Source organism: Sphingomonas sp. 37zxx (assembly GCF_000786205.1).
Taxonomy (GTDB): domain Bacteria; phylum Pseudomonadota; class Alphaproteobacteria; order Sphingomonadales; family Sphingomonadaceae; genus Sphingomonas.
Window position 1 is genome coordinate 1 of sequence record NZ_JROH01000025.1, and the last position, 21,847, is coordinate 21,847.

General features: G+C 65.1%; 19 protein-coding genes. 10 read left to right on the plus strand and 9 right to left on the minus strand.

The window, feature by feature from the left end:
* Positions 1 to 54: 54 nt before the first annotated feature.
* On the minus strand, positions 55 to 246 hold the full coding sequence (locus QU44_RS10925) for a hypothetical protein (protein ID WP_033922190.1): 192 nt from the start codon (positions 244 to 246) through the stop codon (positions 55 to 57).
* A gap of 64 nt (positions 247 to 310) precedes the next feature.
* Positions 311 to 2,080: a gamma-glutamyltransferase family protein gene (locus QU44_RS10930; RefSeq protein ID WP_033922191.1), complete on the minus strand. Its 1,770-nt coding sequence runs from the start codon at positions 2,078 to 2,080 to the stop codon at positions 311 to 313.
* 87 nt (positions 2,081 to 2,167) lie between these two features.
* Between QU44_RS10930 and QU44_RS10935 the strand changes: the two genes are divergently transcribed.
* Positions 2,168 to 3,964, plus strand: coding sequence for an AMP-dependent synthetase/ligase (locus tag QU44_RS10935; protein ID WP_033922192.1), 1,797 nt, complete (start codon positions 2,168 to 2,170; stop codon positions 3,962 to 3,964).
* Between the two features lie 45 nt (positions 3,965 to 4,009).
* Here QU44_RS10935 and QU44_RS10940 read toward each other — a convergent pair whose 3' ends face one another.
* The 3 genes from QU44_RS10940 to parE form a co-directional block, all read right to left on the minus strand.
* Positions 4,010 to 6,952 (minus strand): M16 family metallopeptidase, encoded by a 2,943-nt coding sequence (locus tag QU44_RS10940; RefSeq protein ID WP_033922193.1) that lies wholly within the window; start codon positions 6,950 to 6,952, stop codon positions 4,010 to 4,012.
* Positions 6,953 to 7,036: 84 nt separating this feature from the next.
* Positions 7,037 to 8,389 (minus strand): serine hydrolase, encoded by a 1,353-nt coding sequence (locus QU44_RS10945; RefSeq protein WP_052134688.1) that lies wholly within the window; start codon positions 8,387 to 8,389, stop codon positions 7,037 to 7,039.
* A 22-nt stretch (positions 8,390 to 8,411) separates the two neighbouring features.
* Positions 8,412 to 10,388, minus strand: a complete 1,977-nt coding sequence (parE, locus tag QU44_RS10950; RefSeq protein WP_033922194.1) for a DNA topoisomerase IV subunit B — start codon at positions 10,386 to 10,388, stop codon at positions 8,412 to 8,414.
* 169 nt (positions 10,389 to 10,557) lie between these two features.
* Between parE and QU44_RS10955 the strand changes: the two genes are divergently transcribed.
* A complete protein-coding gene (locus tag QU44_RS10955; RefSeq protein ID WP_033922195.1) occupies positions 10,558 to 11,406 on the plus strand; it encodes an outer membrane protein in 849 nt (282 codons plus the stop codon).
* A 120-nt stretch (positions 11,407 to 11,526) separates the two neighbouring features.
* Here the strand turns inward: QU44_RS10955 and QU44_RS10960 are convergent, their stop codons facing one another.
* The gene (locus QU44_RS10960) at positions 11,527 to 12,276 is read right to left on the minus strand and encodes a GcrA family cell cycle regulator (RefSeq protein ID WP_033922196.1); all 750 of its coding nucleotides are present in this window, start codon (positions 12,274 to 12,276) and stop codon (positions 11,527 to 11,529) included.
* A 70-nt stretch (positions 12,277 to 12,346) separates the two neighbouring features.
* Here QU44_RS10960 and QU44_RS10965 point away from each other — a divergent pair, with 70 nt between their 5' ends.
* The 7 genes from QU44_RS10965 to queE all read left to right on the plus strand — a co-directional run bounded on the left by QU44_RS10965 (position 12,347) and on the right by queE (position 18,712).
* The gene (locus tag QU44_RS10965; protein ID WP_033922197.1) at positions 12,347 to 13,177 is read left to right on the plus strand and encodes an ABC transporter permease; all 831 of its coding nucleotides are present in this window, start codon (positions 12,347 to 12,349) and stop codon (positions 13,175 to 13,177) included.
* Positions 13,178 to 13,301: 124 nt separating this feature from the next.
* Positions 13,302 to 14,492 (plus strand): aspartate aminotransferase family protein, encoded by a 1,191-nt coding sequence (locus QU44_RS10970; RefSeq protein WP_033922198.1) that lies wholly within the window; start codon positions 13,302 to 13,304, stop codon positions 14,490 to 14,492.
* A gap of 149 nt (positions 14,493 to 14,641) precedes the next feature.
* Entirely contained in the window at positions 14,642 to 15,559 is a 918-nt protein-coding gene (argF, locus tag QU44_RS10975) for an ornithine carbamoyltransferase (RefSeq protein WP_033922199.1), read from the plus strand.
* A gap of 154 nt (positions 15,560 to 15,713) precedes the next feature.
* A complete protein-coding gene (gene hslO, locus QU44_RS10980; RefSeq protein WP_033922200.1) occupies positions 15,714 to 16,628 on the plus strand; it encodes an Hsp33 family molecular chaperone HslO in 915 nt (304 codons plus the stop codon).
* A gap of 136 nt (positions 16,629 to 16,764) precedes the next feature.
* On the plus strand, positions 16,765 to 17,163 hold the full coding sequence (locus tag QU44_RS10985; RefSeq protein WP_033922201.1) for a DUF3617 domain-containing protein: 399 nt from the start codon (positions 16,765 to 16,767) through the stop codon (positions 17,161 to 17,163).
* 221 nt (positions 17,164 to 17,384) lie between these two features.
* Positions 17,385 to 18,083: a 7-cyano-7-deazaguanine synthase QueC gene (queC, locus tag QU44_RS10990; protein ID WP_033922202.1), complete on the plus strand. Its 699-nt coding sequence runs from the start codon at positions 17,385 to 17,387 to the stop codon at positions 18,081 to 18,083.
* Positions 18,080 to 18,712, plus strand: coding sequence for a 7-carboxy-7-deazaguanine synthase (queE, locus tag QU44_RS10995; RefSeq protein ID WP_033922203.1), 633 nt, complete (start codon positions 18,080 to 18,082; stop codon positions 18,710 to 18,712). The genes queC and queE overlap by 4 nt, the downstream gene beginning before the upstream one ends.
* 191 nt (positions 18,713 to 18,903) lie before the next feature.
* Here queE and QU44_RS11000 read toward each other — a convergent pair whose 3' ends face one another.
* The 3 genes from QU44_RS11000 to lipB all read right to left on the minus strand — a co-directional run bounded on the left by QU44_RS11000 (position 18,904) and on the right by lipB (position 20,946).
* Positions 18,904 to 19,629 (minus strand): hypothetical protein, encoded by a 726-nt coding sequence (locus QU44_RS11000; protein WP_052134690.1) that lies wholly within the window; start codon positions 19,627 to 19,629, stop codon positions 18,904 to 18,906.
* A 270-nt stretch (positions 19,630 to 19,899) separates the two neighbouring features.
* Positions 19,900 to 20,175, minus strand: coding sequence for a hypothetical protein (locus tag QU44_RS11005; protein ID WP_033922204.1), 276 nt, complete (start codon positions 20,173 to 20,175; stop codon positions 19,900 to 19,902).
* A gap of 87 nt (positions 20,176 to 20,262) precedes the next feature.
* Positions 20,263 to 20,946, minus strand: coding sequence for a lipoyl(octanoyl) transferase LipB (lipB, locus tag QU44_RS11010; protein ID WP_052134691.1), 684 nt, complete (start codon positions 20,944 to 20,946; stop codon positions 20,263 to 20,265).
* A 60-nt stretch (positions 20,947 to 21,006) separates the two neighbouring features.
* On the opposite strand from lipB, the gene QU44_RS11015 reads away from it, so the two are divergent.
* A complete protein-coding gene (locus QU44_RS11015) occupies positions 21,007 to 21,840 on the plus strand; it encodes a glycerophosphoryl diester phosphodiesterase membrane domain-containing protein (RefSeq protein ID WP_033922239.1) in 834 nt (277 codons plus the stop codon).
* The last annotated feature ends 7 nt before the right edge of the window (positions 21,841 to 21,847 follow it).

Below are 21,847 nucleotides of genomic sequence, written 5' to 3' on the forward strand. Positions count from 1 at the left end.
GCCAAGCCCTTTTTCAGCAGCCTGTTAGAGCTTCCGATAGATCGGCCTTTGCGGTCACAGCTCTGCAACAGGCAGGTCGACCGTCACCGTATGGGTCTGTACAGGTGCCGCGAGAAACACCGCGGCGCTTAACAAGCCCGCGCTTCCCCAACCGTATCTCCGCGCGCGCAGATCGATAATCGATCTGGCTAAGCAATAGCCGGCGGCGGCCAGCGCCGCGAAGTTCCAAAGCATAACGGTCCACATCGCACCGGCTTAGCTTGGACCAGTGAGCCGGGCAATTGGCGAATACTTCCTGTCAGCCCACCCCCTACCGCCGCCCGGCCTCGACCAGCACGCGCCCCTCGCGCCTTGGGTCGTAGCCGCCGTCGATCCGGCCATTGCGCACGATCACGCCGTGCAGCCCCGAATCCTCGCCCTGGCCGGGCACGATCTTCATGCCGCGCGCCGCCAGCGCCTCCAGAATCTCGGGCGAGAAGCGGGTGACTTCGCCGCCGATATTGTCGCCGCGCGCGACGATGTTGGGCAGCGCCAGCGCCTGCTGCATCGGCAGTCCCCAATCGACCGCGCCGATCATCGATTTGCCGACATAGGCGAGGATCGCGTTGCCGCCCGCCGATCCCAGCGCGCCAGCGAAGCGGCCTTGCCGGTCGATCATCACCAGCGGCGTCATCGACGAGCGTGGGCGTTTGCCGGGGGCGACCGCGTTCACTGCCGCGCGGCCCTGAGCATCTCGCGGGGAGAAGGTGAAATCGGTCATCTGGTTGTTCAGGAAAAACCCGTCGACCATCCGCCCGGTGCCGAAGATCGATTCGACCGTGGTGGTCATCGACACGACATTGCCCTTCGCATCGCCGACGATGAAGTGCGACGTGCCAGCCGGTTCAGCGGTAGTGTCGGCGGCGGCAAGCACCGCGCCGGCAGGGGTGCCGGCGGCGGGCGCGGGGCCGGCCACCGCACCGATCAGGCCCGCGCGCGTTGCGACATAATCGGCGGCCAGCAGCCCTTCGACCGGCACCGCGACGAATTTGGGATCGCCGACATAGCGGTCGCGATCGGCGTACATGATCCGGCTTGCCTCGGCGAACAGGAACCATGCCTGTGGGTCTTGCGGCCCGCGCGCGGCGATGTCGGTGCGTTCGAGCAGCGCGAGCAATTGCAGCATGCCGACGCCGCTCGACGGCGGCGGCGGCACGCAGACCAGATAGACGCGCCAGTCGCGGCACAACGGCTCGCGCTTGATCGGGCGATACGCCGCCAGATCGGCCAGCGTCATCGTCCCGGCCAGCGGCGCGGCATTGGTGCGCGTGACGATCGCCTGCGCGGTCGGGCCGGCATAGAGCGCTTCGGGGCCTTGTGCCGCCAGCCGCTTGAGAAAGGCGGCATAGGCCGGGTTTTTCAGCCGATCGCCGACGCCTACCAGCGTGCCGTCGCCCTTGGCGAAATAGGCCTGAGCGTCGGGGCTGGAAAGCTGGGGGAAGCTGCGCGTCAGGAAGCGCCCGAGCCGGGGGGTGATGATGAAGCCGTCGCGCGCGGTCCGCTCGGCATCGCCGAACAGCGTCCGCCATTGCAGGGTGCCATGTTCTTCATGCGCCAGCTTGAGCATCCGCACGACGCCGGGAACGCCGGTCGCGCGCCCGCTGGTGACCGCGGCGGGGTATCCCAGCGGCTTGCCATTATCGCCCAGGAACATGTCGGCGGTGGCCCCCGCCGGCGCGGTTTCGCGGCCGTCATAGATTTCGGCCTTGCCGGTCCGGGCGTTGAAATAGTTCATGAACGCACCGCCGCCGATGCCGGAGCTTTGCGGCTCGACCAGCGACAGCATCGCCTGCACCGCGATGGCGGCGTCGACCGCGCTGCCGCCGCGCCGAAGCACCGCCATGCCGGCTTCGCTTGCCAGCGGGTTCGACGCGACGACGAACATTTCGGCGGTGGCCGGGCGGGTCGCGGTGACCGATTGCGGCGGCGCAGCCGACGCCGCCGGCGGTGCGGAAGCGGGCCGACTGCACGACGCCAGTGCGGCGAGCATCATCAGCGACAGGGCGAGCGGGCGGGCCGGCGACCGGAATGGTAATATCATGGAACCATTGTGTAACCGGCGATTCGCGGCGCGTCCATGCTGGCGCTGTCACGCGGCACGATCTACACCCTGCGGTGAGGAGAGCGCATGGCACGGCAACTCGAACACTTCCCGAACCTCGTCACGATGTTCTTCACGCGCGCGCGAGAGCAGGGCGATCGACCGTTTCTGTGGGCGAAACAGGGCGGGACATGGGTGTCGACCAGCTGGGCCGATGCCGCGCGGCAGGTGGCGAGCCTGGCGGCTGGGTTGCGTGCCTTGGGACTGTCGCGCGGCGACCGGGTGATGCTGGTCAGCGAAAACCGCCCCGAATGGTGCATCAGCGATCTCGCGATCATGGCGGCTGGCTGTGTGACGGTGCCGACCTACACCACCAATACCGAGCGCGATCACCAGCATATCATCGACAATTCGGGCGCGCGGGCGATCATCGTCTCGACGCAGAAGCTCGCCAAGGTGCTGTTGCCCGCCGCGTTGCAATCGGGCGCGGCTGAATTCGTCATCGGCATCGATGAAGTGCGGATGAGCCAGCCCGGCGCGATCGAATTCCATAGCTGGCATCGGCTGATCGCCGACCATCCGACCGACCCGGCGGTGGCCGAAGTACAGGCAGATTTTGCGCGCGGCGATCTGGCCTGCATCATCTATACCAGCGGCACCGGCGGCAGCCCGCGCGGCGTGATGCAGCACCACGGCGCGATCCTGCTGAACATCGCTGGCACCACCGACATCATCAGCACCGATTTCGGCTGGGGTGACGAGGTATTCCTGTCGTTCCTGCCGCTGAGCCACGCCTATGAGCACACCGCCGGCCAGCATTTCCCGATCGCGCTGGGCGGCCAGATCTATTATTCCGAAGGGCTCGACAAGCTTGCCTCGAACATCGAGGAGACCCGCCCGACGATCATGGTGGTGGTGCCGCGCCTGTTTGAAGTGCTCCGCACCCGCATCACCAAGGCGGTGGAAAAACAGGGCAAGGTTTCGGCCTATCTGCTGAATCGCGCGATTGCGATCGGCACCAAGCGCGCCGATGCCGGGCGGATCGGCCTGCTCGACCAGCCGATGAACGCGGCGGTGAGCGCGCTGCTCAAGCCCAAGGTGGCCAAGCGCTTTGGCGGCCGGCTGAAGGCGATGGTGTCCGGCGGTGCGCCGCTGACGCCCGAGGTGGGGCTGTTCTTCGAATCACTCGGCCTGTCGTTCGTTCAGGGCTATGGCCAGACCGAGGCGGGGCCGGTGATTTCGTGCAACCGCCCGGCGGCTGGCATCCGCATGGATTGCGTCGGCCCGCCGATGCTGGGCGTCGAGGTGCGGATCGCCGAGGACGGCGAAATCCTGGTGCGCGGCGAGCTGGTGATGCACGGCTATTGGCGCAACGATGCCGAAACCGCGCGGGTGCTGAAGGACGGCTGGCTGCACACCGGCGACATCGGCGTGATCGATGATCGCGGGCGCATCAAGATCACCGATCGCAAGAAGGACATCATCGTCAACGACAAGGGCGACAACATTGCCCCGCAAAAGGTCGAGGGGATGCTGACCCTGCAGCCCGAGATCGTCCAGGCGATGATCGCGGGCGATCGCCGGCCCTATATGGTGGCGGTGCTGGTGCCCGATCCCGAATGGGTGCAATCCTATTGCGCCAAGTCGGCGGCGGGCTGCGATTTCAAGGCGCTGGGCGAGAACCACGCCTTTCGCACCGCATTGGGTGCGGCGGTCGAGCGGGTGAACAAGGATTTGTCGCAGATCGAACGAGTCCGCCGGTTCATCATCGCCGACGAACCCTTCACGATCGAAAATGAGCAATTGACGCCGAGTTTGAAGATCCGCCGGCATGTGCTGCGCGGGGTATACGGCGCGCGGCTGGACGGGCTCTACAAGGGGTGACCGCCTTCATCCCCCCATGTTGCGAAATGGGGGGATGAAAGAGGCTTAGCGTGCGCCCGCCTCTTCGGATGGGGCGGCTTTGCTTGCCGCCACGATTTTCTCGCTGGGCAGCACCAGCATCGTCCAGTCGCGCGTCGGCACCAGATATTTGGCTGCCAGCGCCTGAATATCGGCTGGGGTCACCTGGCCCATATCCTGCGGCAGGGTGCGGATCGAATCGATCCGGCGGGGATCGAGGCTGCCGCCGCTGGTCTGTTGCAACCAGAAGGTGTTGCCGCTCGACATACGGATCATCTGTTGCATCAGCGGCACCGCCGCGCGGCGCAGTTCGTCTTCGGCGATCGGCGTCGCCACCAGATCGGCGGCGATTTCGCGCGCCATTTTGAAGAAGAGATCCGCCTGGTCGGGCGGAATCTGGCCGATCGCGAACAGCCGCCCGCCGCCGGGCATGCCCACCGGCCAGTCGTTGATCACATTGGGGGTATAGCTTGCGCCAGCCTGGCTGCGGAGCTGATCGAACAATCGATCGCGAAAGATCGCCGCCAAAATCTCGAGCCGGCGATTATCGGTGAAAGCCTCGCTGCCACCGGCGCTGGGCCAGGCGATGACGGCGGCCGCCTGGTTTGGCTGGCCTTCGTGATAGCGCAGCACGGGGGTTGCCGCATGGTCGGGGAATTTCGGTGTCGGGCCGGTGAGCGCTGCGGGCTTGCGCGGCTTCAGCGCGCCGAACGAGGCCGCCACCGCCGCCACCGTCGCGTCGGCGGTGGTATCGCCATAGACCTGCACCTCGATCGGTCCTGTCGCCAGCAATGGCTCCCAGAACGCGCGAAATGCCTTGGCCGTCAGTTGCTCGACGGCTGCGCGCGGCGGCACGCCCCAGCGCGGATCCTTGGCATGGAGCAGGTTTTCCAGATCGCGGCTGAGCACGCCATCGGGCGAGGATTCAAGGCCGGCATAACCCGCCAGCATCACCGCGCGCGCGCGCGTCACCGGATTGGTATCCCATCCGGGCGACGCCATTTTGGCAGCGATCAGCCGAAGCTGATCGGCCAGATCGGCGGGGCTGGTCACCGCACCAAAGACGAACGCATCGTCATCGATCGCGAAGCTCAACCCGATTTGCCGCCCGCTGGTAAGCCGGTCGATTTCCTCCTGCCCGAACTTGCCGATGCCCGAGGGCACCAATGCAAGATCGGCAGCCCAGGCGGGCGTCACCCGATCGGCGGGCAGCGCGCGCAAGCCGCCGCCGAAGCGAACGCGGACATAGACCTTGTTGGTTTCCGATTCATTCGGAAACATCAGCAGGTTGACGCCGTTGGCGAACGTCACCTTTTCGATGTCGGGGCCGGTCAGCACCGTGGTTCGGGCGGTGACGACACCCGGCGAGCCGAGCCTGGGCAGTTGATCGAAGGTGATTGGCGGGCCTGACGAACGCTTTGCCGCCAGCTTGGTCACATCCTCGTCGAGCACTGCGGTCAGCCGGGCCTGTACCGTCGCATCGGGGACGCGGGTGTTGACGATGGCGCGGCGCAGGCCTTCGGCGAAGACCTTTTGCGACGCGGTCTGAACGCGGGCGGGGGTGAAGAACTTCTTTTCAACCGCGCCGCGAAAAATCGCGAGCGACCCTTCGCTCGACGCCACCGTTTCGGCAATATCGACTGCCTGGACGATTTCGTCGGCCTGTATCGCGCCCGCCTCGACCCGCGCGGTGTCGACGGCATTCTTCATGATCGCGTCGATTTCGGCCACTTCGCGGTCGATTTCGAGCTGGGTGGGCGGCGTCATCGCTGCATCGGCGATCGTCGCGCGAACATCGCGCACCGCCGCCTCCCAATCGTCACCCACCGGCAGGATCTGCACCAGCGTAGCGTTGGACGAACGCGATATATCCTCGAGATTGGCACCCGCGGTGATGAAGCTGCCGCCGCTGCGCGCACGCGATTCGAGCCGGCGGTTGATGATGCGGATCGCGATCTGGTTGATCATCCGCTCCTGATTGAACAGGATGGTGTCGGCGGTGATGCTCCAGGGGCGAAGGATCGCAAGGCTGACGACCGGCGGCAGTGATGGTTCGACCGTGACGGCGCTTAGCCCCTGATCGCCGACCGGCTTGCCGAAATCGGGGGTTGCGGGTGCGGGGCCGGTTCCCTTCCAGTCGCCGAAATGCTTGGCGATCTGTTGTTCGAACACCGCCGGATCGACATCGCCGGCGATGACGATCACCGTCCGTTCGGGCCGATACCAGCGCTTGTGGAAGGCATTGACGGCGGCGGCGTTGGCCGCCTGCAACGTCGCGGTCGTACCGATCGGCGAGCGTTCGGCGAGCAACTGGCCGGCGAAAAACAACTCGCGCGACTTGTCGCCCAGCCGCGATTGCGGGCTCAGCCGCTCGCGCTGTTCGGCCAGGACGACGGGGCGCTCGGCATTGATCGCGGCGTCGCTGATCGTCGGCTTGGCCATCATGCCCGCCAGCACCTTCATGCTTTCATCCAGCCCCTGCGGCGTCGCCGAGGGCAGGTCGAGCTTGTACACCGTCTGCGTCGGCGTGGTGCTGGCGTTGCTGTCCGACCCGAAGGTGACGCCCAGCCGCTGCCACAGGCGCTTCGATTCGCCATCGGGCACATGTTCGGACCCGCGAAACGCCAGATGTTCGAGCAGATGGGCATAGCCGCGCTCGCTGTCCTGCTCCATCAGCGAACCCGCATCGATCCGCACCCGCACCGCGACCTGGCCCGGCGGCACGCCGTTGCGGCGGACGGCATAGCGCACGCCATTGGGCAGGGTGCCAAAGCGCCAGCCCGGATCGGGGGTGATGTCGCTGCCCTTGTAGAGCCAGGGTTCGGCGGCGGTTTGGATTCGCCCTTCGACCATCGGCGCGGGCGCAGCCGGCGCGGCGGGTGCCGGTTGCTGCTGGCTGGCAGCAGGGATCGCGACGAGCAGCGCGACGGCACTGATCGCGGTGAAGGGGAAACGCTTGGATACTTGCATCGCTGCTAGGTAGCGGGATTTGCGGCTTCCCGCCAGCGGTGGCGGTTCGGGGTTCATTGACCCCCTAGCGTTCGTGTCGAGTGTTTAGTTGGGTTTCGGGGCATCGCCCAAAACGAACGGAGACGCGGCGATGACCGCCAAGGCACGATCGACGATGCTGGCGAGCGCGGATTGATCGACCACGCTATCGCTGCGATGCCAGGATGCCGCAACGGCATACCAGCGCCCGGCCTTGTCGCGCAGTAGATAGTTGAGACTGAGCACGCCCGGTTCGGACCCGCCCTTGTGACCGGCATAGGCAAAGCTGCGCGCGGCGGGGGCCTGCGGCGCGATGGCGAGCATTGCCAGCGTCGTCTGGTCGCCTTCGCGTCGTAGCCAGTCGAGCGTTGCCGCCATCGCGGCGGGTGATGCGAACCATTCGATTTCGGGCCGGAGCGGCGTGCCAGAAAACATCGCGGGATCGAGCGGCTTGGGCGGAAGCGCGGCAATGCGGGCGCGGCGCTCGGCGGGGGGCAGGGTTGCCCAGCCGGCGGTGCTGGCGGCATCCGCGCCCTTGAGCGCAAACGCCTCGCGGGTGGTGAGCACCGGCAGCGAGGCGGGCGGTGCCCCCAGCGCCACCGCGCGTGCGTCGATCCGGTCGCGGCCCAGCGCGATCATCAGCGTGTCGGTGGCGGTGTTGTCGCTGATCGACAGCATCAGCGTGGCAAGGCTTTGCAATGTCATCGGGCTGCCCGCCGGCCAGCCTTGGGTGATCCCCGATGGCAGCGAAGCGGCGTCGAGCGGCACGACATCGGCCCAGCGGCGCTTGCCCGCCTTCACCTGAGCGACCAATTCCGCGAGGACCCAAAGCTTGAACCCCGAGCCGATCGGGGCGGCGATGTCGGTATTGGCCGCAGTCAGGGCGCGCGGGCCATCGGCTTCGAGCGCATAAATGCCAAGCCCGGTATTGCCGGGCAGCGCCTTCAGTGTGGCGGCAACCCCATCGAGGCTGTCGCCGCGCGGCGCGGCGCCGGTGATCAGCAGCCCGCCGATCGCGTGCGGCGCGGCGGCGTCGAGCGACAGGCTGAGGCTGGCGGTGCCGCGCTCATAGCCGATCACGACATTTGCCTGCAGCCGGTTGAGGGTGTCGATCCGCTCTATGCCGGTCGCCTTGCCATATTGGGTACGCAACTGGGCAGCGATCGCTTCGAATTGCGCCCGGCTTATCTGCGCGCGGAAGGTGGCGGTGAAGGCGGTGTCGTAGTCGCCGGCACCGTTGAGGATGGCGACGACTTGCGCGGCGCGGGCGGGGAGCGACGGCCCTTGGTCCGCTCGTGCTGAGCTTGTCGAAGCATCGTCTTGTTGCTGCGAGGACGGCGGGAGGGAAGAACGGTGCTTCGACAAGCTCAGCACGAACGGTGCGGGGGGCGGGGGCTGATATCCAGGCGGTCCCGCCATCGCCAACGCCAACCTCGCCCATTCAAGCATCGATCGCATCCTCCTCCAGCCGCGCGGCGTTTTGCTGGATGAAGGCGAAGCGGTGGGCGGGGTTGGTGCCCATCAGCCGATCGACCAGATCCTTTACCTCGGCGCGCTCCTCATATTCCTGCGGCAGGGTAATACGCAGCAATCCTCGTGTCTTGGGGTCCATCGTCGTTTCGCGCAATTGCATCGGGTTCATCTCGCCCAGCCCCTTGAAGCGCGAAACCTCGACCTTCTTGCCCTTGAACACCGTGCGTTCGATCTCGGCGCGGTGGGCGTCGTCGCGGGCGTAGAGCGATTTGGCGCCCACCGTCAGCCGGTAGAGCGGCGGCTGCGCCAGATACAGGTGCCCGCGCTTCACCAGTTCGGGCATTTCCTGGAAGAAGAAGGTCATCAGCAATGTGGCGATGTGCGCCCCGTCGACATCGGCGTCGGTCATGATGATGATACGTTCGTAGCGCAGATTGTCGGGGATACAGTCCTTGCGGGTGCCACAACCCATCGCCAGCGTCAGATCGGCGATTTCCAGGTTCGCCATGATCTTGGCGCTGGTCGCGCTGGCGACGTTCAAAATCTTGCCGCGGATCGGCAGGATCGCCTGGGTCTTGCGGTCACGCGCCTGCTTGGCGCTGCCGCCGGCGCTGTCGCCCTCGACGATGAACAATTCGGTGCCCTTGGGATCGTCGGCCGAGCAATCGGTGAGCTTGCCGGGCAGCCGCAGCTTGCGCGCCGAGGTCGCGGTCTTGCGCTTCACTTCGCGCTCGGCCTTGCGCTTCAACCGCTCGTCCATCCGGTCGAGGACATAGCCGAGCAGCGCCTTGCCGCGCTCCATCCGGTCGGAGAGATATTGGTCGAAATGATCGCGCACCGCGCGCTCGACCAGGCCCGCCGCTTCGGGGCTGGTGAGCCGGTCCTTGGTCTGGCTCTGGAATTGCGGTTCGCGGATGAAGACCGACAGCATCAATTCGGTGCCGACCATCAGATCGTCGGCGGTGATGTCCTTGGCCTTTTTCTGCCCCACCAGATCGCCGAACGCGCGCAGCCCCTTGGTCAGCGCGGCGCGAAGCCCCGCCTCGTGCGTGCCGCCATCGGGGGTGGGGATGGTGTTGCAATACCAGCTATAGGATGCGTCGGACCAGAGCGGCCAGGCGACCGCCCATTCGACGCTGCCCTGTTCGTCGGGGAAGGCCTGGCGTCCAGCGAAAAACTCGGCCGTCGCGCATTCGCGACCGCCGACTTGTTCCTTGAGGTGATCGGCTAGCCCGCCGGGGAATTGGAACACCGCCTCGGTAGGGGTGTCGTCCGAGATCAGCGCGGGCGCGCATTTCCAGCGGATTTCGACGCCCGCGAACAGATACGCCTTCGACCGCGCCAGCTTGTGCAGCCGCGCGGGCTTGAACTGCATCGCGCCGAAGATTTCGGGATCGGGGGTGAAGGCGACCGAAGTGCCGCGCCGGTTGGGCGTGCCGCCCATATGCTCGATCGGCCCGAGCGTCTGCCCCTGGCTGAAACGCTGGCGGTACAACTCACGCCCGCGCGCCACCTCGACCACGGTATCGACCGAGAGCGCGTTGACCACGCTGATGCCGACGCCGTGCAGGCCGCCCGAGGTGGCATAGGCCTTGCCGTTGAACTTGCCGCCCGAATGCAGCGTCGAGAGGATTACCTCGAGCGCCGATTTGTCGGGAAAGCGCGGATGCGGATCGACCGGGATACCGCGGCCATTGTCGACGATCGTCAGCCGGTTGCCCGCATCGAGCGTCACCTCGATCCGCGTCGCATGGCCCGCGACCGCTTCGTCCATCGCATTGTCGAGCACTTCGGCGGCGAGGTGGTGCAGCGCGCGTTCGTCGGTGCCGCCGATATACATGCCCGGGCGGCGGCGGACCGGCTCCAGCCCCTCCAGCACTTCGATCGATGCAGCGTTGTAATCGGTGCCGGCGGTGACGGGTGCGGCGAAAAGGTCGTTGGACATGAGGCCGCTATATCCTGCCGCGCGGGGAGCGGAAACCTAATCCGTGAACCGTGATTGTGGCAAGGATGCCACAGTGTGGTCTCAATTTAGCGCTGCGATGCACCCAAACGCGGTTGAGCGCGTTTGCGCCCCGTACCTAGTACCGTAACCATTAGAAGGATGTATCTGTATGCGTAAGCGTATCCTGTCCGGCGCCGCTCTCGGCGTCGTTGCATTGCTCGCGACCTCGGCACCCGCATTCGCGCAGGACGCGCGTGGCGAAAGCCATTTTGACGGTCTGTATGTCGGCGGTTCGTTCGGCATGAGCGTGCAGCCAAACGACGTCAACGAGAGCATCTTGTTCGATCGCACCCTCGACGGCAATTTCAACGACACCGTCACGACGGTCGATGGTGCCAACGCTTTCGCGCCCGGCTTCTGCAACGGCGCAGCCAATGGTGCCACCCCAGCAGGGGCATGCCGCAACGACAAGGACGGCATGGAATATTTCGCGCGCGTCGGTGCCGATCACCAGATCGGTAACTTCGTCTATGGCGTGATGGGCGAATTCGGTAAGTCCGAAGTGCGCGACAGCGTGTCGGCATTCAGCACTACCCCTGCCAATTATGTCATGACGCGCGAATTCGACTGGAATGCGTCGATCCGTGGCCGCGTCGGCTATGCAGCGGGCGGGCGTTCGCTGTTCTACGCAGCCGGTGGCCCGACCTATGCCCGGATCAACAACAGCTTCTCATCGACCAACACCGCCAACGCATTCGCGCTGGAAGATGCCAAGTCGAACAGCTGGGGCTATGCCGTCGGCGGCGGTCTTGAGCAGAAGATCGGCGACAATTTCTCGTTCGGCCTGGAATATATGTTCAACAACTATGTTGACGATGATTTCCGCGTCAACACCAGCGCGGGCACGGCACCAGCCAGCAACCCGTTCCTGTTGGGCGCAGGCAGCACCGATTTACGCCGCAGCGACAATGATTTCCGGTTTCACAGCATTCGCATGACGGGCGCATTCCGCTTCTGATTTGCGAAGAGTATGAGTAGCGTAGCGTAACGAAAAACCCCGCCGGCCCATCAGGGTCGGCGGGGTTTTTCTTGTCAGCGAGGAAAGTGCCGATCGGTCATGCGACCGGCACCGCTGGGATCAGCGGACGCGCGGGCCGCCATAGGGCAGCGGCGGCGGCGGGCGGCGATCGCGGCGCGGCAGCTGCGCCTGATAGGCGTGGCCGCAATGAGCGACGCAATAGGGGAAGCCCGGGTTCACCTTGTCGCCGCAAAAGTGAAAGTCCGGCTCGCCAGGGTGGCCGATCGGCCATTTGCAGATGCGGTCGTTCAGATCGAGCAGCGACGTCTTGCCCGCGATCGCATCGGACGGGCGTGCCGGCACCAGGCGACGCGGCGGGGCCGGGGTCAGCGGTGCGCTGTTCTCGCCGGGGTTCTGTCGCAGGAAACCCCCGGGGCCGACCGAGCGCATGACCGGGGCTTTTACCGGCGCAGCAGCTTCATCCGCATCCGCATCCGCATCCTCGTCATCGGCATCGTCGATTTCCGCCGAATCGATTTCGGGTTCATCCTCGACCGGCGCGGCGACCTGCTTGACCGGCGCTGGCTCCTTGGGGGCAGCTGGCGTCGGCGCGGGCGCTGCTGCCACAACCGGCGCGGCTGGCTTGGGTGCGGGCGGCGGTGGCGCTGCGGCGGGTGCCGGCGCAGCCTTGGCGGCGGCGGGTTCGGCGTTCTTCACCGGCGATGGGCGCGGCTTCAGTCCCAGACGATGCGCCTTGCCGATCACCGCGTTGCGGCTGACCCCGCCCAGCTCCTCGGCGATCTGGCTGGCGGTGCTGCCCGACTCCCACATCTTGGTCAGCGTCGAGATACGTTCCTCGGTCCAGCTCATTGCGTTCTTCTCTTCCATGCCGGCGGTGCCGGGTTGCGGGGGCGGGCACCGTCGACTAGGCGCATTAACGATGGCAGACCAGCCCGACCCATTCCTATTCAAATTGCCCGCACCCGGCGTCCCGGTGTTTCGCGGGATCAATTGGGGTGGGCTCAAGACCTTGTATGTGAAGGAGGTGCGCCGCTTCTTCAAGGTCCAGTTGCAAACGGTGTGGGCACCGGCGATTACCACCTTGCTGTTTCTGGTTATTTTCACCGTCGCTTTGGGCGGCGGCGGGAGATCGGTGATGGGCGTGCCCTTTGCCGAATTCATCGCGCCGGGGCTGATCGTGATGGGCATGCTGCAAAATGCCTTCGCCAATGCCAGCTTCTCGCTGTTGGTGGGCAAGATCCAGGGTACGATCGTCGATTATCTGATGCCGCCGCTGTCGACCGGGGAACTGCTGGCGGGGCTGGTGGGCGGCGCGGTGACGCGCGCGCTGTGCGTCGGCGGCGCGGTCTGGCTGGCGATGGCGCTATGGGGCGTCGATGTCACCCCGCGTCATGGCCTTGCGATTCTGTGGTTCGGGGTGGTGGGTTCGGCTTTCTTGGCGTTGCTTGGGGTGCTGACGTCGATCTGGGCCGAAAAATTCGATCATGCCGCTGCGGTGACCAATTTCGTGATCGCGCCGCTCGCCTTGCTGTCTGGCACTTTCTACTCGGTCGAATCGCTGTCGCCGGCGTTTCGCACCGTCAGCCAGTTCAACCCTTTCTTCTATATCATCAGCGGCTTTCGCTATGGTTTCCTGCAAACCGCCGATTCGAACGTGCTGTTCGGCGGCGGGCTGCTGGCGGTACTGACGCTGGCATTGGCGGGGTTTTGCTATTGGCTGCTGCGACGTGGCTGGAAGCTTAAGAACTGACGCCCATATTGACCCCCGGGGCCTCGCGCCTTTAAAGGACGATGCAGGCGGCCCGATGGCCGCCTTTTCGCGTTTTGCCCCGGAGCTGTTTTCTACCCTGGATTTTTTTGAAGGAGTATCCCCAATGTCGATGCCAGCGCTGATGCCCGTTTACCCACGGTGCGATGTGCGTCCGGTGCGCGGTGAGGGATGCTATCTGATTGGCGAACGCGGCGAGCGGTATCTGGATTTCGCCAGCGGCATCGCGGTCAACGCGCTTGGCCACGGCCATCCGCATTTGACCAAAGCCATTCAGGATCAGGCAGCAACGCTGATGCATGTCAGCAACCTGTATGGCAGCCCGCAGGGTGAGGCGCTGGCGGAGCGGATTGTCGCCAATAGTTTTGCCGACACGGTGTTTTTCACCAATTCGGGGGCCGAGGCGATCGAGTGCGCGATCAAGACCGCGCGCCGCTATCACTACGCCAATGGCAATCCGCAGCGAAATACGCTGATCACCTTCGACACCGCGTTTCACGGGCGCACGCTCGGCGCGATTTCGGCGACCAACCAGGCCAAGATGCGCGACGGGTTCGAGCCGCTGCTGCCGGGCTTTGCCTATGCGACGTTCAACGATTTGGCGGGCGCGCTGGCGCTGATCGACGATCACACCGCGGGCTTCCTGGTCGAGCCGGTGCAGGGCGAGGGCGGCATCCGCGTCGCCAGCCACGAATTCCTGCAGGGACTTCGCAAGGCGTGTGACGAGCACGGCCTGTTGCTGGTGCTCGACGAAGTGCAATGCGGCTATGGCCGCACCGGCACATTGTTTGCGCATGAGCAATATGGCGTGGTTCCCGACATCGTGTCGGCGGCCAAGGGCATTGCCGGCGGCTTTCCGCTGGGGGCGTGCCTGGCGACGCAGGAAGCGGCCAAGGGGATGGTGTTCGGCACCCACGGCAGCACCTATGGCGGCAATCCGCTGGGCATGGCGGCGGGATCGGCGATCCTCGACGTGATGCTCGAGCCCGGATTTTTCGAGCATGTGGCGACGATGGGCAACCGCCTGCGCCAGGGGCTGGAACAGATGATCCCCAACCACGACCATCTGTTCGAAAGCGTGCGCGGCATGGGGCTGATGCTGGGCCTGAAGCTCAAGAGCGATTGCCGGCAGTTCGTGGCGCATTGCCGCGACCATCATGGGCTGTTGATGGTGGCTGCGGGCGAGAATGTCGTCCGCATCCTGCCGCCGCTGGTGATCGAGGAAGCACATATCGCCGAAGCGATCGAAAAGCTGAGCGAAGCCGCACGGACCTTTGTGCCGGCGAGCAACGACTGACATCATGCTCCTCCCGGCGACGGGGAGGGGAACCATGCGTAGCATGGTGGAGGGGGGCTTCCCCCGGCCAAGCCGGTGCGATCGGGGCGATCCCCCTCCACCATCGGCTTCGCCGACGGTCCCCCTCCCCGTGCCGGGGAGGATTTAGAATGCGCCATTTCCTAGACCTGTCGTCCGCCGGCCCTGATGGGATCGCCGCGATCCTTGCCGATGCGCTCGATCGCAAGGCCGCCCGCGCCGCCTGGCCAAAGGGGCGCGCCGATGCCGATTCGCCGCTGGCGGGCCACACGCTGGCGATGGTGTTCGAAAAAAGCTCGACGCGCACGCGGGTGTCGTTCGACATGGCGATGCGCCAATTGGGCGGCAGCGCGCTGGTGCTCGACAGCGGCACCACCCAGCTTGGGCGCGGTGAGACGGTGGCCGATACCGCGCGCGTGCTGTCGGGCTATTGCGATGCGATCATGATCCGCACCGACGACCATGCCAAGCTTGAGGAAATGGCGCATTACGCCAGCGTGCCGGTGATCAACGGCCTGACCGACCAGTCGCATCCGTGCCAGATCATGGCCGATCTGCTGACCATCCTCGAAAACGGCAAGGCGCTGCCCGGCCTGAAGGTCGCGTGGCTGGGCGATGGCAACAATGTGCTCGCCTCGATCGTCGAGGCCGCCGGGCTGATGCAGTTCGACGTCGTCGCCGCCTGTGCGCAGGGGTTTCAGCCATCGGACGAGGATATGGCGCGCGGGCAGGGCAGGGCGCGCTGTGTCGCCAACCCCGCCGAAGCCGTCGAGGGGGCCGACATCGTCGTCACCGACACCTGGATTTCGATGGGGCAGCTCCACGCCGAAACCAAGCTGGCGGCGCTGGCGCCCTATCAGGTCGATGCCGCACTGATGGCGCGCGCCAAGCCCGACGCCAAGTTCCTCCATTGCCTGCCCGCGCATCGCGGCGAGGAAGTGACGGCCGAGGTGATCGACGGCCCGCAATCGCTGATCTGGCATGAGGCGGAGAACCGGCTGCACGCACAAAAGTCGATCTTGCGCTGGTGCTTCGGGCAGGTGGGGTGACGTTGTAAGCATCGGCCCGCTTCCTATCTTCGTCGTTCCCGCGAAGGCGGGAACCCATATCCTCCACCGCTGCGCTTCTGGTCGACAGGTCAGCCAGTATGGATCCCCGCCTTCGCGGGGATGACGAGGACGTGGCCAAAAGGAGCGTTTGTTCATGCCTGACCTGCCCACCTCGACCGACATCGACCGCGCGATCGGTTTCACCTTGCCCGATCGCCATGCGCGTGGGCGGATCGTTCGGCTGGGGCCGGTGCTCGACGAAATTCTGTCGGCGCATGCCTATCCGCCGCCGATCGAGCGGCTGCTGGCCGAGGCGCTGACGCTTACCGCGTTGCTCGGCTCGACGCTCAAGGACGCGGGCGGACAATTGACGATCCAGGCGCAGACCAAGGGCGGCGTCGTCAATTTGCTGGTATGCGATTACAAGGGCGGAGAGCTTCGCGGCTATGTCCAGTTCGATGCCGCGCGGCTGTCGATGCTGGGCAAGAACCCGTCGCTGTTTGCGCTGTTCAACAAGGGCTATCTGGCGGTCACCTTTGACCAGGTGACCACCAACGAGCGCTATCAGGGCATCGTCCCGCTCGACGGCGAGACGCTGGGCGAGGTGATCGAGGCTTATTTCCTGCAATCCGAACAGATTCCCAGCCTGGTGCGGCTGGGGCTTGGGCGCGGCGACGATGGCAAGCTGATCGCGGGCGGGCTGTTCCTCCAGCATCTGCCCGAGGGGGAAGAGGGCCGCGAACGGCTGCACACCCGGCTCGACCATCCCGAATGGAATAGCGTCGAGGCGTTGGCGGCGACGATGGGGGCCGACGAGCTGGCCGATCCGATGCTGTCGCTAGAGACATTGGTGTGGCGTTTGTTCAACGAGGAGCGCGAAGTACGGACGCTGACGGGCATCGCGCTGTCGCGCGGCTGCCGCTGTGATGCCGATTATATCAGCTCGGTGCTGGCCAAGTTCACGCCCGAGGATCGCGCCGAGATGGCCGATGAAAACGGCGTGATCGCAGTCGATTGCGCGTTTTGCGCGCGGAAGTTCCCGCTGCAACTGGACACCGGTGTGGCCTGAAAAAGCTTGGGGGCGGGGTATTGCAACGCCTCGAAATGCTCCCACATGGCAATATTGTACGGTGCCGTAGGCTTATTGCCAGCGGCGGGTGGCGGGAACGGGAATCAAGGTGATGCGAGGGATAGACGTGCGACGGATGCTGCGCCCGGCGGCGGTTGGTGCGCTGCTTTTGACTGGTGCCGCCGTGGGGGCGGCTCCGGCACAAGCGCCGTCGCTGCGCGTTTTGGCGCAGATCGAGACGGGCCAGTGGCAATTGCGCGAAACCGGCGGCGGGACGACGCGCAGCGTGTGCGTGTCCGATCCGCGCGTGCTGTTGCAGTTGCGGCATGGTGGCGCGGCGCAATGTTCGCGCTTCGTGATCGACAATCAGGGCCAGCAGGGGACGGTGCATTACACCTGCGCCGGTGCCGGCCATGGCCGCACCACGATCAAGCTAGAGACGCCGCGGCTGATGAACATCACCACCCAGGGCGTAGTCGACGGGCTGCCCTTCGATTCGGCGATCGAGGCACGGCGGCTGGGCGATTGCACCTGATGATGCCCCGCGCAGCGTTGCACCGATGACGATATCGGCCTAGTGGTCCGATTCTGACATTTGCTACCCCCTTCGGCTCAGTCAGGAGCAAATGTCAGAATCTCCAGGACCACTAGCAATAATGTGATTCTAGTGGATTTTATGATTTTGACATTCGCAGCGAGAGCGTGCCGCAGAAGGGATGCGAATGTCAAAATCAATCCACTAGGGCGCGCGCCATCATGCATGAACAGCCTTTAGCGGTCGTCCTGGTATCGGGCGGTCTGGATTCGATGGTCGCAGCGGCGCGCGCGCGGGAGGATGGCTTCCGCGTGCTTGCGCTGTCGGTCGATTATAACCAGCGACATCAGGTGGAACTGGCGGCGGCGCGGCGGATCGCGACGGCGCTGGGCGCGGTTCGGCATGTCGTATTGCCGCTCGACCTGACCGCTTTTGGTGGATCGGCACTGACGGCGGCGATCGACGTGCCCAAGGATGGTGCGGGCACTGCCGAGGATGGCGGCATCCCGGTGACCTATGTGCCTGCGCGCAACACGATTTTCCTGAGCCTCGCGCTGGGCTGGGCCGAAGCGGCGGGCGCGCGTGATCTGTATATTGGGGTGAACGCGCTCGATTATTCGGGCTATCCCGATTGCCGCCCCGAGTTCATCGCCGCCTTTGAGGGGCTGGCCGAGCTGGCGACCAAGGCGGGCGTCGAGGGCGAGCCCTTTCGCATCCACGCGCCGCTCCAGCATCTGACCAAGGCGGATATTGTGCGCGAGGCGGCTCGGCTGGGGCTGGATGCCGGGATGAGCTGGTCCTGCTATGATCCGGCGCCCGGCCATCTCCATTGCGGGCTGTGCGACAGTTGCCGGCTGCGCGCCAAGGGATTTGAGGAGGCCGGGCTGCCCGATCCGACCGCCTATGCCGTTCGCCCATGAGCTATGCGGTCAAGGAACTGTTCCTGACGCTGCAGGGCGAGGGGTTTCACGCGGGCCGCCGTGCGGTGTTCGTTCGCTTTGCCGGGTGCAATCTGTGGTCGGGGCGTGAGCAGGACCGCGCGACCGCGGTGTGCCGGTTTTGCGATACCGATTTCGTCGGCATCGATGGCGATGGTGGCGGGCGCTTCGCCGATGCGGCCGCGCTGGTCGATGCTGTGGCATCGGCATGGGGGCCGTCGCGGCCATCGCGCTTCGTCGTGCTGACCGGTGGCGAGCCGATGTTGCAGATCGACGACGCGCTGGTCGGGGCACTGCACGCGGCAGAGTTTCAGATCGCGATCGAAACCAATGGCACGATCGCGGTCAATCCCGGCATCGATTGGGTCTGTGTCAGTCCTAAGGCGGGCAGCGCGGTGGTGCAGCGATCGGGCGACGAGCTGAAGCTGGTATGGCCCCAGGCTGGCAGCGACATTGCCGAGATCGAGCGCTGGGATTTCCGGCATTTCCTGATCCAGCCGATGGACGACATCGCCGCCGAGGAAAACCGCGCCGCCGCGGTCGCGCTGGCGATGGCGCGACCCGGCTGGCGGCTGTCGCTGCAAACGCACAAGCTGCTCGGCCTGCGCTGAGCCTTGCTGGGCGGGTAAAGACCCGCCCGAAGCGTTGCTGGATGCCTTAAAGCGGGATAGCGCCGCGTTGATCCACGGCTTGTCTTGTCCGTCATTCCCGCGAAGGCGGGAATCCATGTTCCAGTGCCGTGATTATGGCTTCCCGCCTTCGCGGGAATGACAACGAAGAGCTGTCATCAAGCCATGATGTTTTAGCGGTTCGCCACTGCCGTGGTCGGCGGGGTTGCCGCCATGCGATAATAGACCTGGCCGCAGCGTTTTTCCTGCCAGATGTCCTTGCGCCAGCATTTCTTGTCGTTGAAATTGGCCGGAAGTTGCGGCGCGCTTGCGGCAAGATAGGCATAGCCGCCGCTGCGGAACTGCTGTTCGCCCCAGGGGCGCAGCGCGTTGCGAAGCTCCTGCATCCGCGTTGCCGCGAAATCGCCAAGCTCGCCGCGCTTGACGTAAAGCGCGTCCCGACCGACGTTGGATGCGATCTGGCAAAAGATGCGCTGCGCCGCCACCGTCGAAAAGCCCGAATAGACGCGGGTGCCGAATTGATCGAACGCAGTCTGTCCTGCCTTGGTCGTTTTATTGACCCGGCGGAAATATTTCATCAGATCTTCGAAATCGTCGCGCAGCTCGTCGGTATGGTTGCGCAGCATCGCGTTGTAATTGCTCAGCGTCAGCAGGGTCGGCTCGAACTGGCATTGCAGCGCCGCGACGTTCAGTGCTGCGCGCAGGTTCCACAGCAGCGCCGCGCGATGTTCGGTGGGCGTCGCACCGGGCAGGTCTTGCCCCAGAATTCCCGGTTCCGCCCCGGTCACGCGCGGTCCGCTCAAATCCTTCGACTTGAAATAGAACTGCGCTGAGGCAGGGGTGGATAGCAGCATGGTCGCAACGCCGGCGACCACCAGACCAATACGCAACACGTTCATAGCAGCCTCTCACTCTGACCGGCCAAGCCCCGCGCCGGATCATCGATCAAAGGGTTAAGCGTTTTTCGGCGTCGGCCCAAGGGGCTTTTTGCGCTCGGGGGGTGCGGCACGTCGCAAAAAGTGGCGGTCGTGATCATTCAGCGCCGGATATGGCGGGCCGTTACGCTGCCGTCGCGGAAGCAGAAAAGTCGACTCGGCATGAAAAAGGCCGCCCGGTTGCCCGGGCGGCCTTACCATCGTGGTCGAAGGCTGACGCCGCCGACCGCGTGATTACATCGCGTTCGACGTCATCGTGTCGTTCGACATCATCATGTCGTTCGACATCATGGTGTCGTTCATCATCATGGCGTCGTTGCCCATCATGGCGCCGTCAACGGCGGTCATGTTGTCGGTCATCGTGCCGTCCATCATCGGATCGGTGGTGTTCAGATCGGTGACGATGGTGTTGTCGGTGGTGGTTTCGGTGGTTTCGCCGCAGGCCGAAACCAGCAGCGCCGCGCTGGCGATCATCGAACCGGTGACGACCTTTGAAATGAATGAACGCATGTGGAGCTCCCTTGATAATGGACTTGGTTGGCCGAAGGCCGTTAATACCCAAACCGTAGTATGCATTAAACCGTTAGCGCACGCCCCTCAAGCCCAATCATCATGACCGTGCAAAGCGCGCAGAAACGCAGGACAACACAACGCAAGTGCAGCATCAAAGGTTGCGGCGGGGACGTTTTTTCCCAGCAAAGCGGCGCTGGTGACGGGAAATTCGGGCAGGCCGCACGGCACGATACCGCCGAAATGGGCGAGATCGGGTGCCAGATTGACCGCAAATCCGTGCAGCGTCACCCATTGGCGCACGCGCACCCCGATCGCGCCGATTTTCGCCTCGGTACCGCCATCGGCGGTCCATATGCCGACGCGATCGGGCACGGCGAAGGCGGTGATGCCGACCTCGCCCAGCGCTGCGATCACCCAGGATTCGAGCGCATGGACATAACGGCGCACGTCCCGCCCGCGCGCGCCCAGGTTTAGCTGGACATAGCCGATGCGCTGGCCCGGCCCATGATAGGTGTACCGGCCGCCGCGCCCGCTTTTGAACACCGGAAAGCGCGGATCGAGCAATTCGATCGGGTCGGCGCTGGTCCCTGCGGTATACAGCGGCGGATGTTCGAGCAGCCATATGCGCTCGGGTGCGGTGCCGGCATGAATCGCGGCGGCCCGCGCCTCCATATCGGCGACCGAGTCCTGATATTGGACTTGTTCCGGCGCGATCGACCATTCGACGCCATCGATCGCGGTCGGCACATCGGGAGACAAGGTTGGCAAGGACAATCGGCTTCGGCTACGGGGTTGATCTATCCAGCCCAAATGATCGGGGAATGCCGCATGGTCAAGATGAGCACCGTCTGGGATCGGACGACTGAGTTTCTGGGCACGCATGCAGCAGCGGTCATGCCGATCGCTGTATTGGCGATCCTGCTGCCGACTGTGCTGGCGGGCACGCTCGAGGCTTGGCGACTGACGCTCGATCCGTTCAGTCAGGCGGCGATCGGCGTCGGCGGGCTGGTGCTGACGATCGTGACCCTGTGGGGAACCACCGCGATTACCGCGCTTGCGATCGAGCCGGTGGGGGCTGCGGGGGCAGCGGCGATCGCGAATCGGCGGCTATTGCCCGTGATCGGCGTCACCATCGCCTTGCTGCTGGGCCTGAGCCTGTTGTTGCTGCCGGCGCTGGGCATCGTGCTGGTTGGCGGGATCGATATTGCGGCCCTGGCGTCGGCGCAGTCCGGGACGATGCCCGACATCAACCCGACGGCGGTGTTGGCGGCGGCGGCTTATGTGTTGGTGGCGAGCTTGGTGCTGCTGTGGCTCGCCGCGCGGCTGGTGATCGTCACCCCGGTCGTGGTTGCCGAGCGGCGCGGGCTGGGCGCCATTACCCGTGCCTGGCAATTGTCGCGCGGCCATGCCCTGCGGATCATCGGCATGATCCTGCTATATGGTCTGATCGCGGGGATCGCCACGCTCGCGGCGCAGGCAGCGTTCGGCACCATTTTGGGACTGACGCTGGGTACGCCTGGCACCTTCGGTATCGATACGGTGCTGACCGCGCTGCTGGTCGGGGTCGTCACCGTCGTTATTTCGGTGGTGCAGTCGGTGTTCGTTGCCAAGCTGTATTCGGCACTCGCACCGCAGCGCAGCCTGGCCGAAGAATTTGCCTGATCCTGCA

Coding starts and splice junctions, on each gene's coding strand:
- QU44_RS10960 (WP_033922196.1), bottom strand. CDS start 12,276: ATGAGCTGGACCGAGGAACGTATCTCGACGCTGACCAAGATGTGGGAG.
- QU44_RS11005 (WP_033922204.1), bottom strand. CDS start 20,175: ATGCGTTCATTCATTTCAAAGGTCGTCACCGGTTCGATGATCGCCAGC.
- QU44_RS10930 (WP_033922191.1), bottom strand. CDS start 2,080: ATGATATTACCATTCCGGTCGCCGGCCCGCCCGCTCGCCCTGTCGCTG.
- QU44_RS11000 (WP_052134690.1), bottom strand. CDS start 19,629: ATGAACGTGTTGCGTATTGGTCTGGTGGTCGCCGGCGTTGCGACCATG.
- parE (WP_033922194.1), bottom strand. CDS start 10,388: ATGTCCAACGACCTTTTCGCCGCACCCGTCACCGCCGGCACCGATTAC.
- QU44_RS10925 (WP_033922190.1), bottom strand. CDS start 246: ATGTGGACCGTTATGCTTTGGAACTTCGCGGCGCTGGCCGCCGCCGGC.
- QU44_RS10970 (WP_033922198.1), top strand. CDS start 13,302: ATGTCGATGCCAGCGCTGATGCCCGTTTACCCACGGTGCGATGTGCGT.
- QU44_RS10940 (WP_033922193.1), bottom strand. CDS start 6,952: ATGCAAGTATCCAAGCGTTTCCCCTTCACCGCGATCAGTGCCGTCGCG.
- QU44_RS11015 (WP_033922239.1), top strand. CDS start 21,007: ATGGTCAAGATGAGCACCGTCTGGGATCGGACGACTGAGTTTCTGGGC.
- queE (WP_033922203.1), top strand. CDS start 18,080: ATGAGCTATGCGGTCAAGGAACTGTTCCTGACGCTGCAGGGCGAGGGG.
- QU44_RS10935 (WP_033922192.1), top strand. CDS start 2,168: ATGGCACGGCAACTCGAACACTTCCCGAACCTCGTCACGATGTTCTTC.
- QU44_RS10965 (WP_033922197.1), top strand. CDS start 12,347: ATGGCAGACCAGCCCGACCCATTCCTATTCAAATTGCCCGCACCCGGC.
- argF (WP_033922199.1), top strand. CDS start 14,642: ATGCGCCATTTCCTAGACCTGTCGTCCGCCGGCCCTGATGGGATCGCC.
- QU44_RS10985 (WP_033922201.1), top strand. CDS start 16,765: ATGCTGCGCCCGGCGGCGGTTGGTGCGCTGCTTTTGACTGGTGCCGCC.
- hslO (WP_033922200.1), top strand. CDS start 15,714: ATGCCTGACCTGCCCACCTCGACCGACATCGACCGCGCGATCGGTTTC.
- QU44_RS10945 (WP_052134688.1), bottom strand. CDS start 8,389: ATGGCGGGACCGCCTGGATATCAGCCCCCGCCCCCCGCACCGTTCGTG.
- queC (WP_033922202.1), top strand. CDS start 17,385: ATGCATGAACAGCCTTTAGCGGTCGTCCTGGTATCGGGCGGTCTGGAT.
- QU44_RS10955 (WP_033922195.1), top strand. CDS start 10,558: ATGCGTAAGCGTATCCTGTCCGGCGCCGCTCTCGGCGTCGTTGCATTG.